This window comes from Candidatus Didemnitutus sp. (assembly GCA_019634575.1).
Taxonomy (GTDB): Bacteria; Verrucomicrobiota; Verrucomicrobiia; order Opitutales; family Opitutaceae; genus Didemnitutus.
The window spans coordinates 2723030-2746549 of record JAHCAY010000001.1; the positions used below are offsets into that span (position 1 = coordinate 2723030).

Consider the following 23520-nt stretch of genomic DNA (forward strand, 5'->3'; position numbering starts at 1 on the left):
TGTCGCGCGCTCAGAGCGAAGCCGGAAAACCCTCTGACATTTTCGTCAAAAAGTTCATCATTTCTGACAATGCTGATTCACCGGCGAAATCAGGTCCGGCGACCGGGTGCGGCCTTGCCGCTGTGGCGGAAGGCCAGCGGCGAGATGCCGTAGGCCAGGCGGAACGCGCGCGAGAAACTGTAGATCGAGCCGAAGCCGCATTGTTCCGCGATCTCGGACACGCGCTGCGGACCCAGCCGCAACAACCCGCAGGCCTGCTCCAGGCGCAGCCGGCGCAGATGCCGCCCGATGCTCACGCCGCAGGAGGCGCGGAAGCGGGCACGCAGGTGGCTCGAGCTGATGCCGAGCGAGCGGGCCAGCTCCTTGATGCTCGGCGTCGCGCCGGTGCGTTGCGCGATTTGATTGATTCGGATCATCAGCCCCTGGTCGGGCTCCGGCGCGGGCGGCGGGACCGGGTGCGACGTCGGGTGTTTCAGGCGGCGCATGCGTGCGAGAAGCAGGGCCAGCAGCAGCACCGGCAGCTCCTCCGTGCGCTCGGTCTCGTAAGCTTCGACGAGTTCGGCCACGAGGGCGCGGAGCATGCGCGTCAGCGCGAACGGCCGGTAGCGCAGCGCCGCCAGCGGCTCGGCGTCGTTCAGCTCGAAAGTCACGAAAAGCCACGAAATATCCGGGCGCTGCGCCTGCGTGTAGTGGTGGAACTGGAAGGGAAACACCAACAGCGCCTCGCCGGGATCGAGCCGGAGATTCCGGTCGTCGACGCACACGGTGACGGCCGTGCGCAGCGCGCACATGAGCACGAAGCGGTGGTGCAGCGCGCGGCCGCGGCGGGGCTTGTTGAGCTCGTTGGCGCTTTGGCGTTGGAAGCACACGATGTTCGCCGGTAACGGGAGCGGGGCCGGTCGGCGGCCGAGCAGCTGGAAGTTCGGCTGCGGCAGTTTCGAGACGAGTTTCCTCAGGTCGGGGGCGGCGGGTTGTGGCATTTTTGTCAAAAACTTCGTCGTTTCTGCTAGTTGTCGTGGCGAGCGCGAGCCCTATTCTGGCCGTCCCCCATGAACTCGCTCCCTCTGCTCGAACGCTGCCGATTCGAACACGCGCCCATCTCCGTCTTCGCGCACAGTCGGGAGGCGTCGCGCGCCGTCGCCGCGGAAATCGCCGCGCTCATCCGCACGCGGGCGGCCTCCGGTCGGCCTTGCGTGCTCGGCCTGGCGACCGGTTCCACGCCAGTGAGCGTCTACGCCGAGTTGGTGCGCCTGCACCGCGAAGAGGGCTTGAGCTTCAAGGGGGTGACGACCTTCAACCTCGACGAGTATTTCGCGCTGCCGCCAACGCACCCCCAGAGCTACCGGCGGTTCATGCAGCACCATCTCTTCGATCACATCGACATCGACCCCGCACGCACGCACGTGCCGTCGGGCACGATCGCGAAGAGCGAGGTCGATGCGCATTGCGCCGCCTACGAAGCCGCGATCCAAGCCGCCGGCGGCATCGACATCCAGATCCTCGGCATCGGTCGCACCGGTCACATCGGTTTCAACGAGCCGGGCAGCCCGCGCCATTCGCTCACACGCCTGGTTTCGCTCGATCCCCTCACCCGCCGCGACGCGGCCGGCGACTTCGGCGGCGATGCCCACACGCCGCGCTACGCCATCACGATGGGCGTGCGCTCCATTCTCAATGCCCGCCGCCTCATCCTCATGGCGTGGGGCCAGCACAAGGCCGATATCGTCCGCACCGCCATCGAGGACGAGGTGAGTTCGCACGTCACCGCGTCGTTTCTCCAGGAGCACGCCCACGCGACCTTCGTGCTCGATGCCGCCGCCGCCGGCTCGCTCACGCGCTTCCGCACCCCATGGCAGATCGGCCCGCTGGAGGAGCAAGGCCTCGCGTGGGACGAACGCATGACGCGCCGCGCCATCCTCTGGCTCTCGCAACTGCGCCGAAAGCCCATCCTCAAACTCACTGACGACGACTACAACGAAGCCGGCCTCCAGGATCTGCTCCGCGCCCAAGGCTCCGCTTACGAAGCCAACCTTGCCGGATTCTACGAGATGCAGCACACGATCACCGGCTGGCCTGGCGGCCGCGATCCGCGCCGCGCCAAACCCGGCGACGCCCCCGTCCGCCCACTCCGCGCGAAATCCGCCAACGTCTTCCCGAAACGCGTGCTCGTGCTCTCGCCGCATCCCGACGACGACGTCATCTCAATGGGCGGCACGCTCTGCCGGCTCGTCGATCACGGTCACGAGGTGCACATCGCCTACGAGGTTTCCGGCGCCAACGCCGTCTCCGACGAGGCCGCATGGCGCGTCCTCGCCTTCATGCGCGACAGCGGACTGGTGGACGTCACCAACCGCGCGCGCCTCGAAGCCATCTGCGGCGAACTCACCGCCGGCACCGTCGCCCCGACCGCGGAACTTGCGCGCTGGAAAGGTCTCATCCGCCGCCACGAAGCCATCTCCGCCGCCCGCGTCTGCGGCGTGCCGGAAGCGCGCCTGCATTTCCTCGACCTGCCTTTCTACGGCGCCGCCCCGCGCACGCGCCGCTACAGTGCCGAGGACGTCGCCCGCCTCCGCCGCGTGCTCGACGAAGTGCAACCGCACCTGATCTACGCCGCCGGCGATCTCGACGACCCGCACGGCACGCACCGCCTCTGTCTGCACGTCCTCCGCGACGCCCTCGCGCAAGCCGCGCAGGAAAAAGCCGCGTGGCTCGACCAGAGCGAACTCTGGCTCTATCGCGGCGCGTGGGCCGAGTGGCCGCTCGACGAGATCGACCTCGCCGTGCCGCTCAGTCCGCAAGAAGTGCTCCGCCGCCGCCGCGCGATCTTCCGCCACGAGACGCAGAAGGACCAGGCGCTCTTCCTCGGCGAAGATCGCCGCGAATTCTGGCAACGCACCGAGGATCGCAGCCGCCGCCTCGCCCAGGCCTACAATGCCCTCGGCCTCGCCGAATACGAAGCCATCGAGGCGTTCCGCCGGCACGCGCCCGCGGACTTCATTGCGCAAGACGCGTTCTGACGCCGTCGCGCGCCGCGACGCGGCGCGTCAGCGCGGTCCGTGACTCGCGCTGGCGGACGCCGCCGCGAGCTTGCCGTCCGGCGCGGGCATGTTGCTGCAACCGGCGAGCAGCAGCGCGAGAGCGAAGAGCGTGAGGAGGCGTTTCATGGAGCCTTCCGCTTAAAATCTCCCCCGCCCCGCGTCAACCGGCGCGTGCGGCTCACGTATCCCACTCCTTCGCACCAATGTCACGCGCGGCTCATACCTTGATGAACCAGCCGCGTCGCCACATCGCCGCCGCGAACGCGAGGAAGACCAGCACGAAAGCCACGGCGAACGCCAGCGAGGCGTTCAGCGGGCTCAGCCACGATGCGAACAAGTTGTCGTAGATGGCACCCTTCAGCGTGACGCGCGCGCCGCCCGCGCCTGTCCACTGGATCAGCGTGATCAGCCGGCCGATCAGTCCCGCGAGCACGAACATCGCGAGCGCGTTCATGCCGTAAACCGTGAACGGCAGCGCCCAACGCCGCCACCCGCGCACATCGATCGTCCAGTGGAACACGCCGAACCACACCGCCGCCCAGCCGGCCATCGTCACCACGTAGGAACTCGTCCAGAGGTTCTTGTTGATCGGGAAGACCGTGCCCCACGCCGTGCCGAGCGCGAGCAACACCACGCCGCCCGCCACGAGACCGAGCGACGTCTTCGCCGGCGCGCGTGCGCCGCGCAGCCAGTAGCCCGCGAGCGTGCCGCACAGCACCGTCGCGATCGCGGGCAACGTCGAGAGAATGCCCTCCGGGTCGAAACCCGGCGCCGGCGCGCCGGACCACGTGTGTCCCGCGAGCACGTGCGAATCGATCCACCACGCGAGATTGCCCTTCGGTTGGTCGATCAGGCCCGCCCCGTAGCCCGGCACTGGCACGAGCGTGAGCAACGCCCAATAACCCAACAACAGCGCCGCCGCCCACGCGAGTTGTCCGCGCCAGCCGGTGCGGAGAAAAATCGCGCTCGCGACCAGATAGCAGACCGCAATGCGCTGCAACACGCCGGGAATGCGCAACGACAACGGCGCGAAATGGTGCGTCGGCAACAGCCCGAACGGAAACGCCGCCAGCAGCAGCCCGAGCCCGAAGATGATCGCGGCGCGTTGCAGCACGTGGCGGAACAACTGCGCGCGGTCCGCGCCGCTCTCGACGCGACGCGCCGTAGAGAGCGTGAGCGACACGCCGACGATCCAGAGGAAGCTCGGAAAAATCGTGTCGGTGAACGTCCAGCCGTGCCACTTCGCGTGCTCGAGCGGCGGGTAAATCGCGCTCCACGTGCCCGGATTGTTCACGAGCAGCATGCCCGCGATCGTCGCGCCGCGAAAGGCGTCGAGGGAAACGAGACGCTCAGAGGGTTTCATGGGAAACTGTGCGTGTCCGCACCGGGTAGGTGATCGCCGACGTCCCGGCGGCGACGAGTGCGCAAGCCTCGGCGGCGACGAGTGTGTGAATCCCGGCCGCAACTGGCGTCGTCGGGGACGCCGACGCCCACCTCGAAAAGCTTGTTTCGGCGCGACCGCTCATGGTTGTTTCTTCTGCGTCAGTGTCGCCGCGGCCTCCGGCCACCGCACCCACACGCCGAGGTGATTGCCGACGGGACGCCACTCGCCGTCGCTCGGCTTGTTGGTGATGAGCGAACCGTCGGCGCGCTTGAAAAAGAACGACGTCGATCCGCCGCCGTCCAACGCCACCGCATCGCGCGCGCCGAGTTCGATAATGAGGTCTGCCATCTCGGGCAGCGTGGCGCCGACGCTGTAGCCGGGTTGACGGCCCTCGACCGTGAGGAGGATGAGCGTCTTGCCATCCGCGCTGACGCCAGCCGCCGTGCGCGGGTGCCGGACTTTCGGCGCGACGCGCGCCGTGGCGCCGAGATTGCGGCCGGCTTCGACGAGCAGCGTGCCGGGTTGTTTGCCGTCGTCGCTCGGGCCGATGCCGGCGACGGCACAGCGCACGTCGGCGAGATCGGCGTCGGTGGCGTAGGCTGCGCGCGCGTGATCGGCATACACGAGCAACGCCGGATCGCCGCGCCCGCCCATGACGCGCGCAGGTGAGACGAGGCCGTGCTCGCCCTTGCTCAAACCGCGAATGTCCGACGCTGCACCGGTCGTGTAGCGGACCTTGTCTTCGCCGGGGCCGGGCTTCGGGTTGATCATGGCAAAGAAGCTGGCGTTGATCGCGAGCGTCGCGCCGTTAGCCTGCGCCCATTGGTTCACGGGTAGGAGCTTCACCTCGGTGCCCGCCGGGTCGCCGGCCGCGGGCGTGAGCGGCTCGGTGGCGCCGACGTGGATGCCGGGCGCGTCGAGATGGACCTTGGCCCAAAAACCGCGCAGCGGCCCGGCGGCTGTCTGCGTCTCGATCGTGCCATAAACGATCGGCTCGCTCGCGGCGAGCGCACCGGCAAAGAAGAACGCGAACGCGAGCGCGCAACCGACTCGTATCCGTAGGGGCGCAGTCTTGCTGCGCCCTCCACTTGAGCGCGGCATCAACAGAAGGGCGCAGCAAGACTGCGCCCCTACAGCTCCAGCCAACGAACGGTCGATCTTGGGGCTAACGCGCAGCATAATTCGCGAGCATCACGGCGAGTTCATCGAGCTCGGCGCGCGCGGGGCGCTCCGGCGTGCCGACGTGGCGGTTGAGCATGAAACTGAACGCCACGCGCTCGCCGGCGGCGGTCGTAGCATAGCCGGAAAGCGTCGCGGACCAGCGCAGGCCGCCGGTCTTGGCGTGGACATTATTCTCGGCCGCGGTGCCGCGCATGCGGTTCCGCAAAGATCCGTCGCGGCCCGCGATCGGCAGCGAAGCGGCGAACGCCTCCGCCTCGCCGTGCCGCGCCATGTAGCGGAGCAGGCTGACCGTCGCTTCGGCTGTGGTGAGGTTGTTGCGCGAGAGGCCGGAGCCTTCGTCGAAGATCACCTGTTTCGCCGGCACGCCGCACTCGTGCATGAAACCTTCGAGCGCCTCGACCGCCAGCTCGTCGCTGCGTTGCGTCGCGGGCGTAGTCGAGGTGCGCCGCAGTTCGCCGAGGTGCGAGAAGATCAGGTCGGTTTCGAGATTCTGCGACGGCTTCATGAAGCCCGCGACGAGCTCGCGCAGCGGCGGCGACTCGAGCACGGCGAGCGTGACGTCGGCGCGGACCGGCGCCTCGGGCCAGATCGCACTCCGCGCCTGGCCATCGACGGTGATGCCGGCGCGGCCGAGCGCTTCCTTGAGTGCGGCGGCGAACCATTGCGCAGGACGAAAAACAGGAGCCTCGGTCTTCACGGGCTTCGCACCGACCGGCAACGCACCGACGATCTCGACGGTTTGCGTGCCGAAGATGCGGCGCGTGTCCACGCCGCGCGGCGATTTCGCGTCAGCCTCGAGCGTCTGGGTGCGGTTGACAAAGGTGAGTCCCGAAAGCGGCTCCAGCACCTCGAACGTGCACGGTTCGCCCGGCTTGGCTCCGGGCGCGACGCGCAGCTCGACAAAGTTATCGCAGAGCGTGACGCCGGAAACCTCCGCGCCGAAATCGTTGCGCATGTCGTCGACCGTCCAGCTCTCGGCGTCGGGCGCACAGCGCAGCCAGGTGCCGTCGGCCACGACGTCGCCGCGAATGTGTTTCACGCCGGCGCGACGCAGCGCGTCGACGAACGGCTGGAACACCGACCAGAATTCCTGCGGCTTCTCTCGCGCGCCCCAGCTGGGGTCGCCGCGGCCCGCGATCACGAGGTCACCGGGCAGCGTGCCGTCGGGTTGCACCGCCGTGGTCGCGAGCAGCGGTGTGCGGATGCGGTAGTTGCCGCCGAGATGCGCGAGCGCCAGCGCGCCGGTGTAGAGCTTCGAGTTCGACGCCGGACTCTGACGCACGCGCGGCTGGAATTCCGCGAGCGTGGCGCCGCTGTCGAGCGACACGATTTTCACGCCCCAAATCGCACCCTCGAAACGCGGCTGCGTCACGAAGGCGGTGATTTCATCCTGCAGCGAGGCGGCGCGGAGCAGCGCGGAGCCGGTGAACGCGACCAACACGAGAAGGAGCCGGGGCAAGAGCGTCATCGCGCGCGCACTCAGCCACACGGTCGCGCGCGAGGCAACGCCGGAGCGCGGCTTGGGGCTTTCGGCTAGGCGCGCGCGGCTTGCCTGCGTTGCGGCGCGAGATTCTGCTCGGAGCGCCGTGAGTTCCCCAGCGCTCGTTCGCGAGCTTTCCTTTTTTGCGCTCGATATTCCGTTGTTCGTTCCGTTCGGCATTTCCGGCGGCGCGCAACCGGCCGCCAACAACGTCCTGGCGTGCGTCGAACTCGCCGACGGCACGAAGGGCTACGGTGAGGCGGCCCCTCTCCCGCCCTACAACGGCGAAACGCAGGCCGACGCCCTCCGCGCACTCGCCGCGATGCGTCCGCTCGTGCTCGGCCGCGACGCGACGGACTGGCAGGCGGTTGCCAGCTGGGCGCGCGACTCCGGCGGCGCGCAATGCGGGTCCGCGCAATGCGCGTTCGAGATGGCGTTGCTCGATGCGCTGACGCGCCAGCGCGGGCAGTCGCTCACCCAATTTTTCGGCGGCGCGAGCACCACGCTCGAGACCGACATGACCGTCACGACCGGCACCGCGGCCCAAGCGGCCGAGGACGCGCGGGCGATCCGCGCGCGCGGCATCCGGCAGATCAAGGTGAAGGTGGGCGGCGCGAAGGGCGCGATGCACGACCTCGAGCGCATCGGTGCCATCGCCGCCGCCGCGCCGGATGCGCCACTGATCCTCGACGGCAATGCCGGCGTCTCGCGCGAGCACGCCCGCGAACTCGTGAAGGGCTTGCGCGCCGCGAAAATCACGCCGGCGCTGCTCGAACAGTGGCTGCCGAAGGACGATTTGAACGGCATGCGCGCCTTGCGCGAAGACAGCGGCTGGCTGGTCGCGGCCGACGAGGCCGCGTGCTCCGGCGACGACGTCGCCCGCATTGCCGACGCCCGGGCGGCGGACGTCGTGAACATCAAGTTGATGAAAGCGGGCGTGGCCGCCGCGCTGGAAATCGTGCGCGTGGCGCGCGAGCGCGACATCGGCCTGATGATCGGCGGCAACGTGGAATCGATCCTCGCGATGACTTTCTCGGCCTGCTTCGCGTGCGGCCACGGCGGATTCCAGTTCGCGGATCTCGACACGCCTTGGTTCCTCTCGGCAAACCCGTTCGAGGGTGGCTACGTCGCGAACGGCGGCCTGTTATCCGTCGCGCACATTGCGGCGGGCCATGGCGTAGTTCCGCTTAAGAAATGAGGCTCGCGCGCGGCGCGATTTCCGGAATCTTGCCCGGCATGAATCGACTCGGTCTCTGGCTCGCGGCGGCGTTGACTTTCGTGGCGGCGCGCGGTGCCGACTACGACGTGATTATCGCCGGCGGAAGCGTGGTCGACGGCACGGGTGCGCCGGCGCGCGCGGTGGATGTGGCGATCAAGGACGGCAAGATTGCGAAGATCGGAGAGATCACCGGCTCGGCCGCGACACGCATCGACGCGCACGGTCTGGTGGTCGCGCCGGGCTTCATCGACGTGCACACGCACTCGGACGATCTCGTCGAGCGGCTGCCGCTCTCGGAACACTTCCTGAAGATGGGCGTGACGAGCATCGTCGTCGGCAATTGCGGCGGCTCGAACGCGAATGTCGCGGAGTTCTTTGCGCGGCTGGAGAAGAACGGCGTGTCGCCGAATGTCGCGACGCTCATCGGTCACAATACCGTGCGCAAGGCGGCAATGGGCGGAATCTACGACCGCGCGCCGACCGCGGCGGAACTGGCCGAGATGAAACGGCTGGTCGACCAAGCGATGAAGGACGGCGCGGTGGGGCTTTCGACGGGATTGATTTATCTGCCGGGCACGTTCGCAAAGACCGAAGAGATCGTGGAGCTCGCGAAGTCGATCGCCCCCTACGACGGCATCTACGCGAGCCACATGCGGTCGGAGAGCGGCAAGATTCTCGAGGCGATCGATGAGTTGCTGCGCATCGCGCGCGAGGCCGGCGTGCGCGCGGAGCTGTCGCACATCAAGCTCTCCGGCGAGAAATCCTGGGGACAGGCGGACAAAATTCTCGCGCATCTCGACGAGGCACGCGCTGCCGGCGTGCGCGTGAAGCAGGACCAGTATGCCTACACGGCGTCGAGCACGGGCATCAGCCAATTGATCCCCGACGAGGCGTTCGATGGCGGGCATGAGAAATTTCTGGAGCGCCTGAACAATCCCGAGGAGAAGGCACGGATCGTCGCGAAGATGAAGGCGAGCATCATGGGCCGCGGGCGGATGGATTACGCGTATGCGGTCGTGGCGTCGTTCCGCGGCGACGTGACGCTGAACGGCATGAACATCGTCGAGGCGGCGCGGAAGTTGCGCGGCTCGGATTCGCTCGAGGATCAGATCGAAGTCATTCTCGAGATCGAACGTCGCGGCGGCGCGAGTGGGGTGTTCCACGGGATGAGCGAGGACGACTTGAAGAAATTCATGGCGCATCCGGAGACGATGATCGCCTCGGACAGCGGCGAACGCGTGTTCGGCGAGGGCGTCCCCCACCCGCGCGGCTACGGCAACAACGCGCGCGTGCTCGGCCGCTATGTGCGCGAGCTGCACGTGCTCACGCTCGAGGACGCGGTGCGCAAGATGACGAGTTTGCCGGCGAAACACTTTCAGCTCCGCGGGCGCGGCGTGTTGCGCGAGGGAAATTGGGCGGACGTGGCGGTGTTCGATCCGGCGAAGATCGGCGATCCGTCGACCTACAAGGATCCGCATCACTACGCGGTCGGCGTGCCGTTCGTGCTCGTGAATGGCGTGGTCGTCATCCGCGACGGCGCGCACACCGGCGCGAAGCCAGGCATGGCGCTGCGGCATCTGTCGCCGAGCGCCAGCGAGTGATCAGCTGATTTTTCCGAATAGCGCGGCGAGTTGGCGCCCGAACGCGGCCAGCATTTCCCGATACGAGACGGGGTCGCCGCGGCTGATCGCACCGCTCAGGTAGAGCGCAAGCAGGACGGCGTTCGCCGCGACGCCAGCGGCGAGAAGCGCGGTGGTGACCCGGTGCAGGAGCGTGTGCTCGCGGGTTTTTGCCCAGAGCAGACCCCAGCCGGCCATGACGAAGAGCGTCGCGCCCTCGAAGGAGCGATTGCCGAAGGACGAGCCCCACCACCAGCACCACCACGAGGCATTCAGGTAGGTGATCGCGGCGAGCGTCACGAGCCACGGCCACGGCAGGCGGCCGCGTGCGACCGCGACGGCGAGTGCGGCCACACCGATGGCCATGAGCGGATGCCAGTAGAGCCAACCGTGTTGCGGGGAGAAGAGCGTCGCGAGGAGTTGTGGGTGCGCGAAGTAGAACGGCTCGCTGTCGTAGGTATCGATGCGCCACGTGCCGTGGAGCGAGCGTTGCGCGAGGAGTTGCAGGGCGACGAAGCCGAGCGCCGGGACAAGCGCCCACGGCAGCTGACGCACCGTCGCGGCGCGCGTCGCGGAGCTCGCGAGCAGGCGAAACAACACGACGCAGGGGAAAAGCAGATAGGGCGCGGCAATCGGGCGCGTGATCAGCAGCAATCCGGCGGTGGCGCCGGCGACGAGCCACGGTGCGCGCGCGCCAGGTTTCTCCACAGCGACGAGCACGCGGTCGTAGAGGATCGCGACGAGCGCGAAAGCCAGACTGTGCGGCATGCTCAGGCGCGCCGATTGGTAATAGAGCAGCGGACTCGCCAGCCAGCCGACGAACACGCCGACGGTGGCCGCATCGGTATCCATGTAGCGCACGAGCACGCGACGTGCGGCGAAGAGCCCGAGCACGACGTAGGCGAGTTGGCCGAGCCAGATGACGACGAAGTAGAGCGGTTGCCAGCCGTCGGCGGGGCCGCCGGTGGCGAGGGCGACGACGTGCGCGACGAGGAAAAACGGCAGCGACGCGACGGCCCAGCCGATCGGGTATTTGTTGCGCACGCGGCCGATGGGGGTGAGCGGCTCGGCTTGAGCGCGGACGCGCGCGGATTCCTCGATCGTGGGCGCTTGCGCGAGGTCGTTGCGGAAATCGAGGTCGTGGTCGACGACGGGAGAGCGCACCCAGAAATAGTAGAAGCTGTCGTCCGTGCCCTGGAGCATCAGTCGCGGTGGCGTGCGGGCGAACATGTCCCAGCCTTGGTAGAGCAACGCCAGCGCGCCGAGGACGATGGCGGCGATGAGCAGGGCGCGGGACACGCGGGCGATTTCACGCAGCGGTGGGCGCGTTGGCAATCCAGCGCGTGGTGAAGCGCAGAGTGCGCGTAGGCTGCGACGGCAGGGGCGAGGTATATGCCGCGAGCGTGTCGCCGCCGGGGACGTCGGCGACCACCTTGGATGGGAAAAGAAAAAGCGCGGCGTTGCGGCCGCGCTCGAGAGTCGAACGATGCAGGCTGGAAGCCTGCGCTACTTACTCAGCGCTTGCGGCGCTTGAGGGCGAGTTGCACGCCGGAGTAGCGGACGAGGTTCTGCAGGTGTTCGAGTTCCTGCGGGTCGATCGTCTTGGCTTCGGCGAGTTGCTGCTCGGCACGCTTCATCGCGGCTTCGACGGCGTTCTCGTCGATCTTCTCCTCGGTGATCGCGTTCTCGGCGAGCACACGGACGGATTCACCTTCGATTTGGGCGAAGCCGCCGCTGATGGCGAGGAAGTGCGTCTCCGCGCCCTTGGCCACGCGGAGTTCGCCGGAGGCGACTTGCGTGAGCAGCGGGATGTGGCCGGGGAGGATGCCGATCTCGCCCTCGACCGTCGGGATGACGACGGAGTCGATGGTGTCGGTGTAGACCTTCGCTTCCGGGGTGACGATTTCGAGTGTGAGAGACATGGGAATCTTTCTCTTCCCTCTTTCTCTTTCCTCTTTCTCCCTCGGGGACTGAGCCCTGACGAAAGAGAAAGATTAAGAGAAAGAGAAAGAAACGGAGTTACTTCTTGCCCGCGGCGGCGAGGACCTCGTCGATGCCACCCTTCATGTAGAAGTCGGTTTCGGCGACGTCGTCGAGCTGGCCGTCGAGGATCATCTTGAAGCCGCGGACGGTCTCCTTGACGGGGACGTATTTGCCCGGCGTGCCGGTGAAGACTTCGGCGACCGCGAACGGTTGCGAGAGGAAGCGCTGGATCTTGCGGGCGCGATAGACGGTGAGCTTGTCCTCGGGGGAGAGCTCATCGAGACCGAGAATCGCGATGATGTCCTGGAGGTCCTTGTAGCGTTGGAGGACGCGCTGAACTTCGCGGGCGACCTTGTAGTGCTCGTCGCCGACGACGTCGGCCTGGAGGGCCTTCGAGACGGAGGCGAGCGGATCGACCGCGGGATAGATGCCGAGTTCGGCGATCGAACGCTCGAGCACGATGGTGGAGTCCAAGTGCGCGAAGGTGTTCGCGGGCGCCGGGTCGGTCAGGTCGTCCGCGGGGACGTAGACCGCTTGCACGGAGGTGATTGAGCCCTTCTTCGTCGAGGCGATGCGCTCTTGGAGAATGCCCATCTCGTTCGCGAGCGTCGGCTGGTAACCGACGGCGGACGGCGAGCGGCCGAGGAGCGCGGACACTTCGGAGCCGGCTTGCGAGAAGCGGAAGATGTTATCGATGAAGAGCAGCACGTCCTGGTTCTTCTCGTCGCGGAAGTATTCCGCCATCGCGAGCGCCGAGAGGGCGACGCGCATACGGGCGCCCGGGGGCTCATTCATCTGACCGTAGACGAGTGCGACCTTGGACTTGGAGATGTCCTTCTGATTGATGACGCCCGCGTCGGACATTTCGTGGTAGAGGTCGTTGCCCTCGCGGGAACGCTCACCGACGCCGGCGAAGACGGAGTAACCGCCGTGCGCCTTGGCGATGTTGTTGATGAGTTCGAGAATGACGACCGTCTTGCCGACGCCCGCACCGCCGAACGCGCCGGCCTTGCCGCCCTTGATGAAGGGGCAGATGAGGTCGATGACCTTGATGCCGGTCTCGAGGATCGATGCCTTGACGTCCTGGTCGACGAGCAGCGGAGCCGGGCGGTGAATCGGGTAGGTCTTGCTGAACGGCACCGGGCCCTTCTCGTCGACGGCCTTGCCGGTGACGTCGAAGATGCGGCCGAGCACGCCTTCACCGACGGGCACCGAGATCGGGGCGCCAGTGTCGACGACGGGCATGCCGCGCACGAGGCCTTCGGAGGAAGACATCGCGATCGTGCGCACGAGGCCTTCGCCCAAGTGCTGCTGCACCTCGAGCGTGAGGTGCTCCTTCTTGCCGGCGGCGGTGAAGTCGACCGTGAGCGCCTGATAGATGGGCGGCACGGTGTTCTCGGCGAACTGCACGTCGACGACGGCGCCGATGACTTGGACGATTTTGCCTTGGTTGCTCATGACGGGAACGTGGGCGGGGTGGTTGGTTTAAAGGATCAGGAAGCGGAGGCGAACTGCGCGGCGGCGATCTCGAGGATTTCCTGCGTGATGCCGGCCTGGCGCGCCTTGTTGTATTCGAGGGTGAGGTCGCCGAGGAGCTTGGTGGCGTTGTCCTTGGCGGTCTTCATCGCGACCATGCGCGCGCTGTGCTCGGAGGCCTTGGCGCTGAGCGCGAGCTGATAGACGTAGCGGTTCACGTAGAACGGCAGCAGCGCCTCGAGGACGGCTTGGGCGCTCGGCTCGAACAACATGTCGCGGTCGTCGTGCTTCGCGGTGTGGCCGGTCTCGCTGCGGAGGTGGTCGACGAAGTCGCGGACGTTCGTGAGCGGGAGCAGCGGACGGAGCGTGGGCTCCTGCACGAGCGTGTTCTTGAAGCGCGGATAGATGACCTCGATGGTGTCGATCGTCCCCTCGAGATACATCTGCATCATGAACTCGATGACGGGCTTCACCTCGGAGAAGGCTACGCGATCAGAGACCGTGAAGTCGGCGACGATGTCGCGCTTGGTGCGGCTGAGGAACTGCGCGCCCTTGCGGCCGATCGCGACGAACTTGGCCGGCGTCTTCACGTCGAGGATGAGCTTGAAGAGGTTCGCGTTGAGCGGACCGCAGAGGCCCTTGTCGGTCGAGACGACGAGGATGCCGCGGGTCTTCACCTCGCGCTTCACAAGGAACGGATGGAGCGACTCGTCGACGCGACCCGCGAGCGCGGCCAGCATGTCGGCCATGAGCTGCGCGTAGGGGCGCCCGGCCATCGCGGCCTGCTGCGCCTTCTTCATCTTCGACGCGGCGACGAGCTCCATCGCCTTCGTGATCTGGCGGGTGTTCTTGACCGACTTAATGCGTCGGCGGATGTCGCGTGTTGAGGCCACGGTAAGCGGAGTGCGCTGCGGCTAGATTACTTGGCAGCGAAGGTGGACTTCCACTCGTCGCACGCGGCCTTGAGGCCGGATTCGATTTCGGCGTCGAGGGCGGCCTTGGTGCGGATGGTGGTGAGGAGAGCGTCCTTGCGCGTGACGAGGAACTCCTTGAGCGAGTTCGCGGCGGCGACGATGTTCTTCACCTCGATGGAATCGAAGTAGTTCTTCTGGAGCGCCCAGAGGACGGAGGCCTGCACTTCGATCGCGAGCGGGTTGAGCTGCGGTTGCTTGAAGAGTTCGACGATGCGGGAACCACGGTCGAGGGTGGCCTTGGTCTTGGCGTCGAGGTCGGAGCCGAACTGCGCGAAGGCCGCGAGTTCGCGGAACTGGGCGAGCTCGCCCTTGAGTTTGCCGCCGACTTGCTTGGTGACCTTGATCTGCGCGGACGAGCCGACGCGGGAAACCGAGAGACCGACGGACACCGCGGGGCGGATGCCTTGGTTGAAGAGGTCGGTTTCGAGGAAGATCTGGCCGTCGGTGATCGAGATGACGTTGGTCGGGATGTAGGCCGAGACGTCGCCCGCCTGGGTCTCGATGATCGGGAGCGCGGTGAGCGAGCCCTTGCCGCTGAGGCGCGCGGCGCGCTCGAGGAGGCGGCTGTGGAGATAGAACACGTCGCCCGGATACGCTTCGCGGCCGGAGGGGCGTTTCAGAATGAGCGAGATCTGGCGGTAGGCGACGGCGTGCTTGGAGAGATCGTCGTAAACGATCAGCGCATCCATGCCATTTTCCATGAACCACTCGCCGATGGCCGCGCCCGAGAACGGAGCGAGGTATTGGTTGGCGGGGTTGTCGGCGGCGGGCGCGGTGACGATGACGGTGAACTGCAGCGCGTCGGCGGCCTCGAGGGCGGCGATGGTGCGCGCGATGTTCGACTGCTTCTGGCCGACGGCGACGTAGATCGAGTAGACGGGGCGGAAGTCCTTGTTGCCCGACGCGAGGCCGACCTTGTTGATGCGGGCCTGGTTGATGATCGTGTCGATGCAGATGGTGGTCTTGCCGGTGCCGCGGTCGCCGATGATGAGCTCGCGCTGGCCGCGGCCGATCGGGATCATCGAGTCGATCGCCATGATGCCGGTGAAGAGCGGCTGCGAAACGGACTTACGGACGATGATGCCGGGGGCGATCTTCTCGACCGGATAAAATTCCTTGGCGTCGATCGGGCCCTTGCCGTCGACGGGGCGGCCGAGCGCGTCGACCACGCGGCCGAGGAGCGCCTTGCCGACGGGGACGGAGAGGAGCTTGCCGGTCGTGGAAACTTCGTCGCCTTCCTTGAGCGAGGAGACGTCGCCGAGGACGACGCAGCCGACCTCGTCTTCTTCGAGGTTGAGCGCGATGCCGATGGCGCCACCGGGAAACTGCACCATCTCGTTATACATCACGTCGGAGAGGCCTTCGATCTTGGCCACGCCGTCGGCGACGGTGCGAATGTTGCCGGTGTTCTTCTTGACCGCCTTGGAGGACAGCTTGGCGATCTGTTGTTCGATTTGTTCGATGACGTTGCTCATGGGCGCGGGCGCGAGTGGAAAATGAGAAGGAGGGGTGAAGGGGACTCAGACGGAGGCGGAGAGGGCGGCGAGTTGGCCGGCGACGGACGATTCGTAGATGTCGGAGCCGACGCGGACACGGAGACCGGCGAGGAGCGCGGGGCTCGGCTTCGCAACGGCGGTGACCTTGCGGGAATACTTCTTCGTCATCGCGGCCTCGATCGAGGCGAGCGTGGCGGCGTTGACGGAGCCGGCGTGCTCGACGACGGCGCGGGACTTCGCGACCTCGTTGGCGATGTGGCGGTGATAAAGCTGGAGCAGCGCGAGCGGGTGGCGCGGCTGGTGTTTCTCGATCCAGCCGAGGACGCCGGCGACGCGGTCGGCGGAAACCTCGCCGTCAACGACGCTCAGCTTGAAGAGCTGCTTGGCGAGGAGCTTGGTTTGCTTGGCGGCGGCCATGGCGTGCGCGGCGGGAAAAACGGATTAGAGCGACGCGAGTTCCTTCGCGGCGGTGTCGTTGTAGGCGGCGCGGTCGGCGTCGGTGAGCTTCTTGGCGAGGACGCGCTCGGTGGTGGTGACGACGAGGCGGGCGATCTCGCCGCGGGCGTCGTTGAGCATTTTCTTGTGCTCGAGTTCGATCGACTGCTGGGCCTTCGCAATCATCTCGGCGGAACGCTGAATGGACTCGGCCTGCTGCTTGTCGACGAAGTCCTTCGCGGACTTGCGCGCCTCGTCGACGATCTTCTGGGCGTCGAGCTGGGCGTTTTTGACGATCTGGGCGCTCTCCTGCGCGGCGGCGGCGAGCTTGGCCTGCATCTCCTCGGCGTGCTTGAGGCCGCTCTCGATCTTCTTGTTGCGCTCTTCCATCGTCGCGACGGTCGGCTTGATGCCGAACTTGTAGAGGACGACGAATAGGATGAGGAAGCTGGCGATCTGCCAGACGACGTAGTGCCACTCGATGCCGAACTTCTCGACGATGGACGCGTCGCCGGCGGCGGCGTGCGCAGCTTCGGTGGTGGCGAGGAAGAGTGAGAGCATGGCGGGAGCGGAGCGGGAGAGCTGAAAAGGGACTGGCGGCGCGGCTTGCGGCGCACGCCGCCAGTTAAAGAAACGAGCTTACTTGGCGAGGAACAGCGCGAGGATGCCGAGACCTTCGGCGAGCGCCATACCGATGATGGCCTGGACGAGGATCTTGCCGGAAGCGCCGGGATTGCGGCCGACGGACTCCGCGGCCTTGGTGCCGATGAGGCCGACGCCGATGGCGGCGCCGAGCAGACCGAAAGCGGAGGCGATGTTGCCGGTGATTTCAGCGAGGAGGAGGTTCATGGTGGTGTATTGTTTTGTTGGTTGGAGGACCGCCGTGCGCACATCGTTGGCACGCTCCCGACGGGAAATTTCTAGTGGTGGGCTTCGCCGTGGGCGCCGTCGTGCGCGTGATCGTGGTCGTCGCCGTGATTGCAGATCAGGCCGACGTAGACCGCGGAGAGGAGCGTGAAGACCGTGGCCTGAATCAGGCCGACGAGCAGCTCCATGAAGTAGAACACCGGGAAGAAGCTCGTGCCGTGCAGCAGATTTTCGCCACCGAAGACATTGCCGAACAGACGCACGGAAAGCGTGAAGGGGCGAATCAGGATCGAGAAGACCTCGATGCAGCCGACGACGAGGAACACGAGCGAGAGGATCGGATAGAGCCAGCCGGGGGTCTCGTTCTTGTCGGCCTTGTTGCCGAAGAGATCCCAGAGGATGAGCTTCGGACCGGCGTATTTGAAGATGATGATCAGGTAAGCGCCGAACGAAATGAGCGCGAGCGCGATGGTGCTGTTGAAGTCCGCGGTGAATGGGCGGACCCATGGCGTGAAATGCATGCCGTGCTCGGTTTCCTTTTCCCAGCCGATGGTGCCGACGCCCGGCAGCAGGCCGGACCAGTTCTGGATGAGGATGAAGATGAACAGCGTGACGAGCAGCGGAAACACCGCCGGGAACGCCTTTTTGCCGACGATCGGCTCGAAAAGGTCGCGCAGAGCCTCCAGCAGCGACTCGAACACCGACTGCGCCTTACCGGGCAGCACCTGCGGCTTGCCCACCGCGTAGAGGATGAGGCCGATGATCACGAGCGACACGACCCAGCCCGTCACCATCGAGTTCGTGATGCGCCAGCCGCCGCCGAGATCGAACAGCACCGAGGCCTTGGGGTCCACGCCTTCGGCAAACGCGGCCGTGGCCGCGCCGAGCGACAGGGACAATGCGAGGAGTTTAGAGACGATGCGCATGCGGTTCCGAATGGGGTGCTTTCGGGAGGGAAAGAAGAGAAAGTTGCCGCCGGGAAGGCCCGTCAACCCTTGAAATAAGTTTCCCGGCCCGGGAATTCCGGAATTAGCGGCGCCGAGATTTTCGTCCCGCCGCGCTAATGAGGGATATTAAGACGCGCAACGCGGGCTTGCGCCGCGCGACCGCCTCGGCGAGTTGTAAAACGTGGACGCTTCCAATCGCGACTTGCTCGAGCGCACGGCGCAACCCCGTTACCCCAACGGCGAACGCAAGCTCGCGCGCGACCTGTTCATGCAGGCGACGTGGGTGCTGCTGGCGGGGGCTGCCCTGGCCCAGTTAATTCTACTGCTGGCGCCGGACGTGATGTCCTGATCGCCACGAGCGAGTGGTAGCTCGGCGCGCGCGCCTGAAAAACGGTTTCCTGCTCCAGCGGCCATGGCGCGGCCGGATCGCGGCGCCAAGTCTCGAGCGTGGCGACGGTCGCTTCGACCTCGCGAAAATACTCCTCGTGGTCGGTGCGGAAATAGAAACGCGCGCCCTCCCCTGCCCGGCTGGCGACGGCGTTGAAGAAATCCGCCTTCAGCAGCCGGTTCTTGTTGTGGCGCGCCTTCGGCCACGGGTCGGGGAACAGCACCCAGACCTCCTCGAAAGTCGCGCCCGGCGGCAGCGCGTTGAAAAACTCCCGCGCCTCCGCGCGCACGAAGTGGCAGTTGGCCAGCTGCGCGCGGTCGCGCTTTTTCCCGCTGCGCACGAGCCGGTCGAGGATGATGTCCACACCGATGCAGAACTTGCCGGGATTTTCCGCGGCGTAGCGCACGAGGAAGTGACCGTGCCCACAGCCGACTTCCCACACGATCGCCCGCGGCGCGGGCAGCAGCGTGGCCAGCGTGCGCTGAAGCTCGGCGCGGCGCTCGGTCACGCGGGCGAGGAATTCGGGTTTGAACGTCACGCGCGCAGTCCGGCGCGGGCGCGGACACGCGGCAAGCGCGAAGAGCGGTCGGACGCGGGCTCCGCTCCACTCTGAAAATTTACGGCGACGAGCGGAGTAGCCGTTCTGCCTTCGAGCCTGAGCGCTGCGGGGTGGTCGCCGCCGTCCCGGCGGCGACACGCGCGCGAACGCAGAAATGACGTGCGAACGCGCGGTGGCCGCGTAGGTCCTTGGCGCCGTCGGGGACGCCGGCGCCCACCGTCACGCAGTGCTGCGGGCTGGAGGCCGGCGCTATGACGCTTTTGGCGTCGCGCACGGGAGGCGCACGAAGATTGCGGTGCCCTGCCCCGCTTCGCTTTCGGCCCAGACGCGGCCGCCGTGGAGCTGCGCGATGTGTTTCACGATGCTGAGGCCGAGGCCGGTGCCGCCGCTCTCGCGCGAGCGGCCTTTTTCCACGCGATAAAAGCGTTCGAAGATGTGCGGCAAATCCTCCGCCGGGATGCCCGGCCCCGTATCGCGCACCACAATTTCGACTTCGCCGGTCGAGGGCAGCGCGCGGCCTTCGACGACGATCTGCGCGCCGGCGGGGCAATACTTCACGGCGTTGTCTAGCAGGTTGCCGAAAAGCTGCGTGAGTTTCTCGGCGTCGCCGGAAACGTCTCCGAGTGCATCGTCGAGGCGTGAGGCGAGCGCGTGACGGCGGGCGTTGGGGCGTGCCGCGGTATCGTCGACGAGCGTCGTGAGCAGGACGCGCAGGTCGATGGCTTCGAAGTTCACGCCGGGCGTGGCGGATTCGAGGCGCGAGAGCGTGAGCAGGTCGGCGATGATGGCGTTGAGGCGGTCGCTGTGGCGCTGGATGGTGCCGAGGAATTTCGCGCGCTCGTCGTCGGTCATCGTGGCGTGACCGTCGACGAGCGTCTCGACGTAGCCCTTGATGACGCTGAGCGGGGTGCGCAGTTCGTGCGAGGCGTTGGCGACGAAATCGCGGCGCATGCGCTCGAGGATGCGTTGCTGCGTCATGTCGTGGATGACGAAGAGCGCCCATTGCGACTTGCCGTCGGGCGACGGGATAGGCGCGCCGGAAGCCTCGATCCACGTGGAGCCGGCGCCTTGATTGATTTCGAATTCCTGGCGCGGCAGCGGTTGGCCGGCACGGGTGGCTCGCACGTAGTCGAGGAATGCCGCGCTGCGCACGATGAGTTCGAGGCGGAGATTCACCAAGTCGCGGGATGCGGGGAAAATCTCGCGCAGCGCGCGGTTGGCGAGGTGGATGTAGTTCGCCTCGTCGACGATGAGGACGGCTTCGCGGAGATTACCGAGGGTGGCTTCGAGTTGCGTGAGCTGGTCGGTGCGTTGCTGCTGGAGCGTGATTTTCTCGGCGATCAGCCGGTTCACGTCCTCGGCGAGCGCGGGCCACTCGGGCAGGTGGTCGACGCGGCCCTCGGAATTGAGATGCGGTTGCTCGAAGCGGATCGCACCGCGCAATTGCTCGAGCAGCCGGTTCTGCCGCACGAGGAGGCGCAGCGTAAACAGGAACGCGACGAGCAGTGCGACGGCGGCGAAATAGATCATGCCGAGGGTTTTTTCTCGGCGATGCGGTAGCCGACTCCGCGGATGGTTTCAATCCAGTCGGCTTCGGTGCCTAGTTTCTCGCGGAGACGACGGACGTGCGTGTCGACGGTGCGGGTCTCGATTTCGGCGGAGTAATTCCAGACGTTCACGAGCAAGTGTTCGCGGGTTTGCACGCGGCCCTGGCGCTCCATCATGAGGCGCAGGAGCTTGAATTCCGTCGCGGTGAGCTCGATGTGTTCACCGCCAACGGTCACGCGATGCGTCTCGCCGTCGAGCAGGATGTTGCCGATTTGGAGGCGCGCGGAACTCGGCGGTGGTTGCGCGAGGCGGCGGAACATGGCTTCGACACGCAGGACGAGTTCCTTCGGACTGAACGGCTTGGCGAGGTAGTCGTCCGCCCCGCTCTCGAAGCCTTCGATGCGGTCCTGCGGCTCGGTCTTGGCGGTGAGAAAAATGATCGGGACACGCGCGAGCTTCGGGTCGCTACGGAAGAGCCGGCAGATTTGCAGGCCGGTCAGGTGTGGCATCATTATGTCCAGAATAGCTAAATCCGGGTGGAAATGCCGGGCTTTGGCTAGGCTGGCGGTGGCGTCGTTGAGGGTTTCAACGAGGAAGCCGCGCGCGCGGAGGTTGTAAGCGACGAGCTCGGTGACATCCGGCTCATCGTCGACCACGAGGATCTTCTTTTTCTCCATTCGGCCAGAGTATTGTGACGGATGCGAAACGCTCCAGAGCAATTCCGCGGCGTCACGTGATTGTTACAGCAACCAGCGCGAGGGCGCGGCGCGGTGGATTTCCGAGCGACCACTGGGGAACAAAGCGGACGCGCGCCACGCCAAGGATGGATGTGCGATGCAGAAACAGGTAAGCGCACTGGCGCTCGCTGGGGCATTCCACGTGGAACAACACGCGCGACACTGACGTTCGCCGAACCGATCCGGGAAGCCAGTCGCGCGCCGAGAAGTGGAAACAGGGCAGTCGGGAAGGCGCGGCACTGTGCAAGACTGACAACGTGCGACGGAGAAGGCAGCACCGGCCAAAATGCGAATACTCCGAAGAGACGAAATCAGGCCTGGCGCTCGCTCCCGCGCTTCGCTGCGGAGAGCCGAACCATGAGTATGCTGATGTCTGCTGGATTTACGCCGCTGATGCGGCTGGCCTGGCCAAGATTTACCGGCCGGAGCTGCTGAAGCTTCTGCGCACTCTCGCGACGCAGGCCCGGAATCGACAGGTAATCGAGCTCAGCGGGCAAAGCGATACGGTCGACATCGCGGAGCTTTTCGATTTGTCGCAATTCGCGCTCGAGGTAGCCGCGATAACGCACGCGATAAAGCACCTCGTCGCGCACCGCCGCACCGGCAGCCTCAAGCTCCAGGGGCAGGGTGGGAGGCGTTTCGGCGCGCCGAATCACGTCACCCCAACGACCGCCTTCCGTGCGGTTCTGCTCAAGCCATTCAACCCAGTGATTCACTGCCTTGCGCTTGCGCGCTATTTCTCCTAAACGATTATTTGATAATGTCTTACAATTATACGAGTGCTCACCCAAGCGAAGCTCGGCGCTGCCGTGATTGAGCAGCAACCTATACTCCGCACGACTCGTGAACATTCGATAAGGCTCACTGGTGCCCTTGGTCACGAGATCGTCGATCAGCACGCCGATATACGCTTCGTGGCGGCCGAGAATGAGCGGAGCTTCTCCCCTCACCTTTTGCACGGCGTTGATGCCGGCGAGAAGGCCTTGGCACGCCGCCTCTTCGTAGCCAGATGTGCCGTTGATCTGCCCGGCCAGAAACAGATTCTCTACCTTCCGCGACTCCAGCGACGGAAGCAGCTGCTGTGGCGGGGCGAAGTCGTATTCCACCGCATAGGCCGGTCGCAACAGCTCCGCACGTTCCAACCCAGGAATACTGTGCACGAGCTGGAGCTGCACCTCGAACGGCAGGCTCGTGGATAGTCCGTTGATGTAATACTCGTTCGTGTTGCGGCCCTCGGGCTCCAAGTAAAGCATGTGGCGCGGCTTGTCGGCAAAGCGCACGAACTTATCTTCGATACTCGGGCAATAGCGCGGCCCCGTGCCGACGATCTCGCCGGAATACATCGCGGATTTGTGCAGATTACTTCGCACGATCTCGGCCGACTCCGGTGTCGTGTAAGTTATCCAACAGGAAACTTGATCCAAACCAGGCTTCCAGCCCAGCCGCCGTTCCCCCCGGTGTTCCACGTGGAACAACTCGGCATCGCCGCGCGTGTCGTGGAAGGCGAAGAACGTTGGCTTCTCGTCGCCCTGTTGCTCTTGGAGCGACGAGAAATCGATGCTCCGTCCCAAAATTCGCGGCGGCGTGCCCGTCTTCAAGCGCTGCAACTCGATCCCAGCCTCAAGCAAGCTAGCGGACAGCGTCTTGGCACTAAAATCGCCCAAGCGGCCGCCCTCATTCTTGTTCTGGCCGACATGCATCAAGCCGCGCAGGAAAGTGCCCGTGGTCACAATCACCGTGCGGCCGCGAAACTCGACATCAAGATTCGTGCGGCAGCCAACCACTTTGCCGCCCTCGAAGATCAGACCGGTGACGGTCGCCTGGAAAATCCGCAAATTCGGCTGCAGCTCCAGCGTATGCTTCATCCGGAATTGGTAAGCCTTCTTATCGCATTGCGCCCGGGGTGACTGCACGGCCGGACCCTTCGATTCATTGAGCAAGCGGAACTGAATGCCCGTCACATCGGTATTGATCGCCATCTCGCCCCCCAAAGCGTCAATCTCGCGAACCAGCTGTCCCTTCGCTTGGCCTCCGATGGCCGGATTGCAGCTCATCTGGGCAATGGTGTCGATATTGCCCGTCAACAGAAGGGTGGAGGCCCCCCGCCGCGCCGCGATCAAGCACGCCTCAACCCCCGCATGTCCCGCGCCGCAAACAATGACATCGTAAACCTGTTGGGGCATATATT

At 65.8% G+C, this 23520-nt stretch carries 20 protein-coding genes; 3 read left to right on the top strand and 17 right to left on the bottom strand.

The annotated features are described in order from the left end of the window. Window positions 1–89 precede the first annotated feature (89 nt). Entirely contained in the window at window positions 90–980 is an 891-nt protein-coding gene (locus KF715_11400; GenBank protein MBX3737289.1) for a helix-turn-helix transcriptional regulator, read from the bottom strand. A 69-nt stretch (window positions 981–1049) separates the two neighbouring features. Between KF715_11400 and nagB the strand changes: the two genes are divergently transcribed. Further along, a complete protein-coding gene (nagB, locus tag KF715_11405; GenBank protein ID MBX3737290.1) occupies window positions 1050–3017 on the top strand; it encodes a glucosamine-6-phosphate deaminase in 1968 nt (655 codons plus the stop codon). A gap of 238 nt (window positions 3018–3255) precedes the next feature. Here the strand turns inward: nagB and KF715_11410 are convergent, their stop codons facing one another. From KF715_11410 to dacB, 3 genes are all read right to left on the bottom strand, one after another. Continuing rightward, window positions 3256–4401: a hypothetical protein gene (locus KF715_11410; protein MBX3737291.1), complete on the bottom strand. Its 1146-nt coding sequence runs from the start codon at window positions 4399–4401 to the stop codon at window positions 3256–3258. 159 nt (window positions 4402–4560) lie between these two features. Further along, window positions 4561–5523 (bottom strand): phosphodiester glycosidase family protein, encoded by a 963-nt coding sequence (locus tag KF715_11415; protein ID MBX3737292.1) that lies wholly within the window; start codon window positions 5521–5523, stop codon window positions 4561–4563. A gap of 64 nt (window positions 5524–5587) precedes the next feature. Further along, window positions 5588–7072: a D-alanyl-D-alanine carboxypeptidase/D-alanyl-D-alanine-endopeptidase gene (gene dacB, locus KF715_11420; protein ID MBX3737293.1), complete on the bottom strand. Its 1485-nt coding sequence runs from the start codon at window positions 7070–7072 to the stop codon at window positions 5588–5590. A 118-nt stretch (window positions 7073–7190) separates the two neighbouring features. Between dacB and KF715_11425 the strand changes: the two genes are divergently transcribed. Both KF715_11425 and KF715_11430 read left to right on the top strand, forming a co-directional pair. After that, the gene (locus tag KF715_11425; GenBank protein MBX3737294.1) at window positions 7191–8282 is read left to right on the top strand and encodes a hypothetical protein; all 1092 of its coding nucleotides are present in this window, start codon (window positions 7191–7193) and stop codon (window positions 8280–8282) included. A gap of 38 nt (window positions 8283–8320) precedes the next feature. Then, window positions 8321–9904 carry a D-aminoacylase gene (locus tag KF715_11430; GenBank protein MBX3737295.1) on the top strand — a complete coding sequence of 528 codons (1584 nt, stop codon included), beginning with the start codon at window positions 8321–8323 and terminating at the stop codon, window positions 9902–9904. Here KF715_11430 and KF715_11435 read toward each other — a convergent pair whose 3' ends face one another. The 13 genes from KF715_11435 to mnmG all read right to left on the bottom strand — a co-directional run bounded on the left by KF715_11435 (window position 9905) and on the right by mnmG (window position 23515). Next, window positions 9905–11221, bottom strand: coding sequence for a hypothetical protein (locus KF715_11435; GenBank protein ID MBX3737296.1), 1317 nt, complete (start codon window positions 11219–11221; stop codon window positions 9905–9907). It abuts the gene before it with no gap. A 215-nt stretch (window positions 11222–11436) separates the two neighbouring features. Continuing rightward, window positions 11437–11844, bottom strand: coding sequence for an ATP synthase F1 subunit epsilon (atpC, locus tag KF715_11440; GenBank protein MBX3737297.1), 408 nt, complete (start codon window positions 11842–11844; stop codon window positions 11437–11439). Window positions 11845–11941: 97 nt separating this feature from the next. Beyond that, window positions 11942–13363 (bottom strand): F0F1 ATP synthase subunit beta, encoded by a 1422-nt coding sequence (gene atpD, locus KF715_11445; GenBank protein MBX3737298.1) that lies wholly within the window; start codon window positions 13361–13363, stop codon window positions 11942–11944. A 35-nt stretch (window positions 13364–13398) separates the two neighbouring features. After that, complete coding sequence (gene atpG / locus KF715_11450; GenBank protein MBX3737299.1) at window positions 13399–14274, bottom strand: ATP synthase F1 subunit gamma; 876 nt, start codon at window positions 14272–14274, stop codon at window positions 13399–13401. A gap of 26 nt (window positions 14275–14300) precedes the next feature. Beyond that, window positions 14301–15830 carry a F0F1 ATP synthase subunit alpha gene (gene atpA, locus KF715_11455; protein ID MBX3737300.1) on the bottom strand — a complete coding sequence of 510 codons (1530 nt, stop codon included), beginning with the start codon at window positions 15828–15830 and terminating at the stop codon, window positions 14301–14303. 45 nt (window positions 15831–15875) lie between these two features. Continuing rightward, window positions 15876–16268 carry a F0F1 ATP synthase subunit delta gene (locus KF715_11460; GenBank protein ID MBX3737301.1) on the bottom strand — a complete coding sequence of 131 codons (393 nt, stop codon included), beginning with the start codon at window positions 16266–16268 and terminating at the stop codon, window positions 15876–15878. A 24-nt stretch (window positions 16269–16292) separates the two neighbouring features. Further along, the gene (gene atpF, locus KF715_11465) at window positions 16293–16847 is read right to left on the bottom strand and encodes a F0F1 ATP synthase subunit B (protein MBX3737302.1); all 555 of its coding nucleotides are present in this window, start codon (window positions 16845–16847) and stop codon (window positions 16293–16295) included. A gap of 78 nt (window positions 16848–16925) precedes the next feature. Next, entirely contained in the window at window positions 16926–17135 is a 210-nt protein-coding gene (locus KF715_11470) for an ATP synthase F0 subunit C (protein ID MBX3737303.1), read from the bottom strand. A gap of 71 nt (window positions 17136–17206) precedes the next feature. Next, window positions 17207–18079: a F0F1 ATP synthase subunit A gene (locus KF715_11475; protein ID MBX3737304.1), complete on the bottom strand. Its 873-nt coding sequence runs from the start codon at window positions 18077–18079 to the stop codon at window positions 17207–17209. A gap of 287 nt (window positions 18080–18366) precedes the next feature. Then, window positions 18367–19026, bottom strand: a complete 660-nt coding sequence (locus KF715_11480) for an SAM-dependent methyltransferase (GenBank protein ID MBX3737305.1) — start codon at window positions 19024–19026, stop codon at window positions 18367–18369. Between the two features lie 270 nt (window positions 19027–19296). After that, the gene (locus KF715_11485; protein MBX3737306.1) at window positions 19297–20577 is read right to left on the bottom strand and encodes a GHKL domain-containing protein; all 1281 of its coding nucleotides are present in this window, start codon (window positions 20575–20577) and stop codon (window positions 19297–19299) included. Then, window positions 20574–21272: a response regulator transcription factor gene (locus tag KF715_11490; protein ID MBX3737307.1), complete on the bottom strand. Its 699-nt coding sequence runs from the start codon at window positions 21270–21272 to the stop codon at window positions 20574–20576. The genes KF715_11485 and KF715_11490 overlap by 4 nt, the downstream gene beginning before the upstream one ends. 371 nt (window positions 21273–21643) lie before the next feature. Continuing rightward, window positions 21644–23515 (bottom strand): tRNA uridine-5-carboxymethylaminomethyl(34) synthesis enzyme MnmG, encoded by a 1872-nt coding sequence (gene mnmG, locus KF715_11495; GenBank protein ID MBX3737308.1) that lies wholly within the window; start codon window positions 23513–23515, stop codon window positions 21644–21646. Between the last annotated feature and the right edge of the window lie 5 nt (window positions 23516–23520).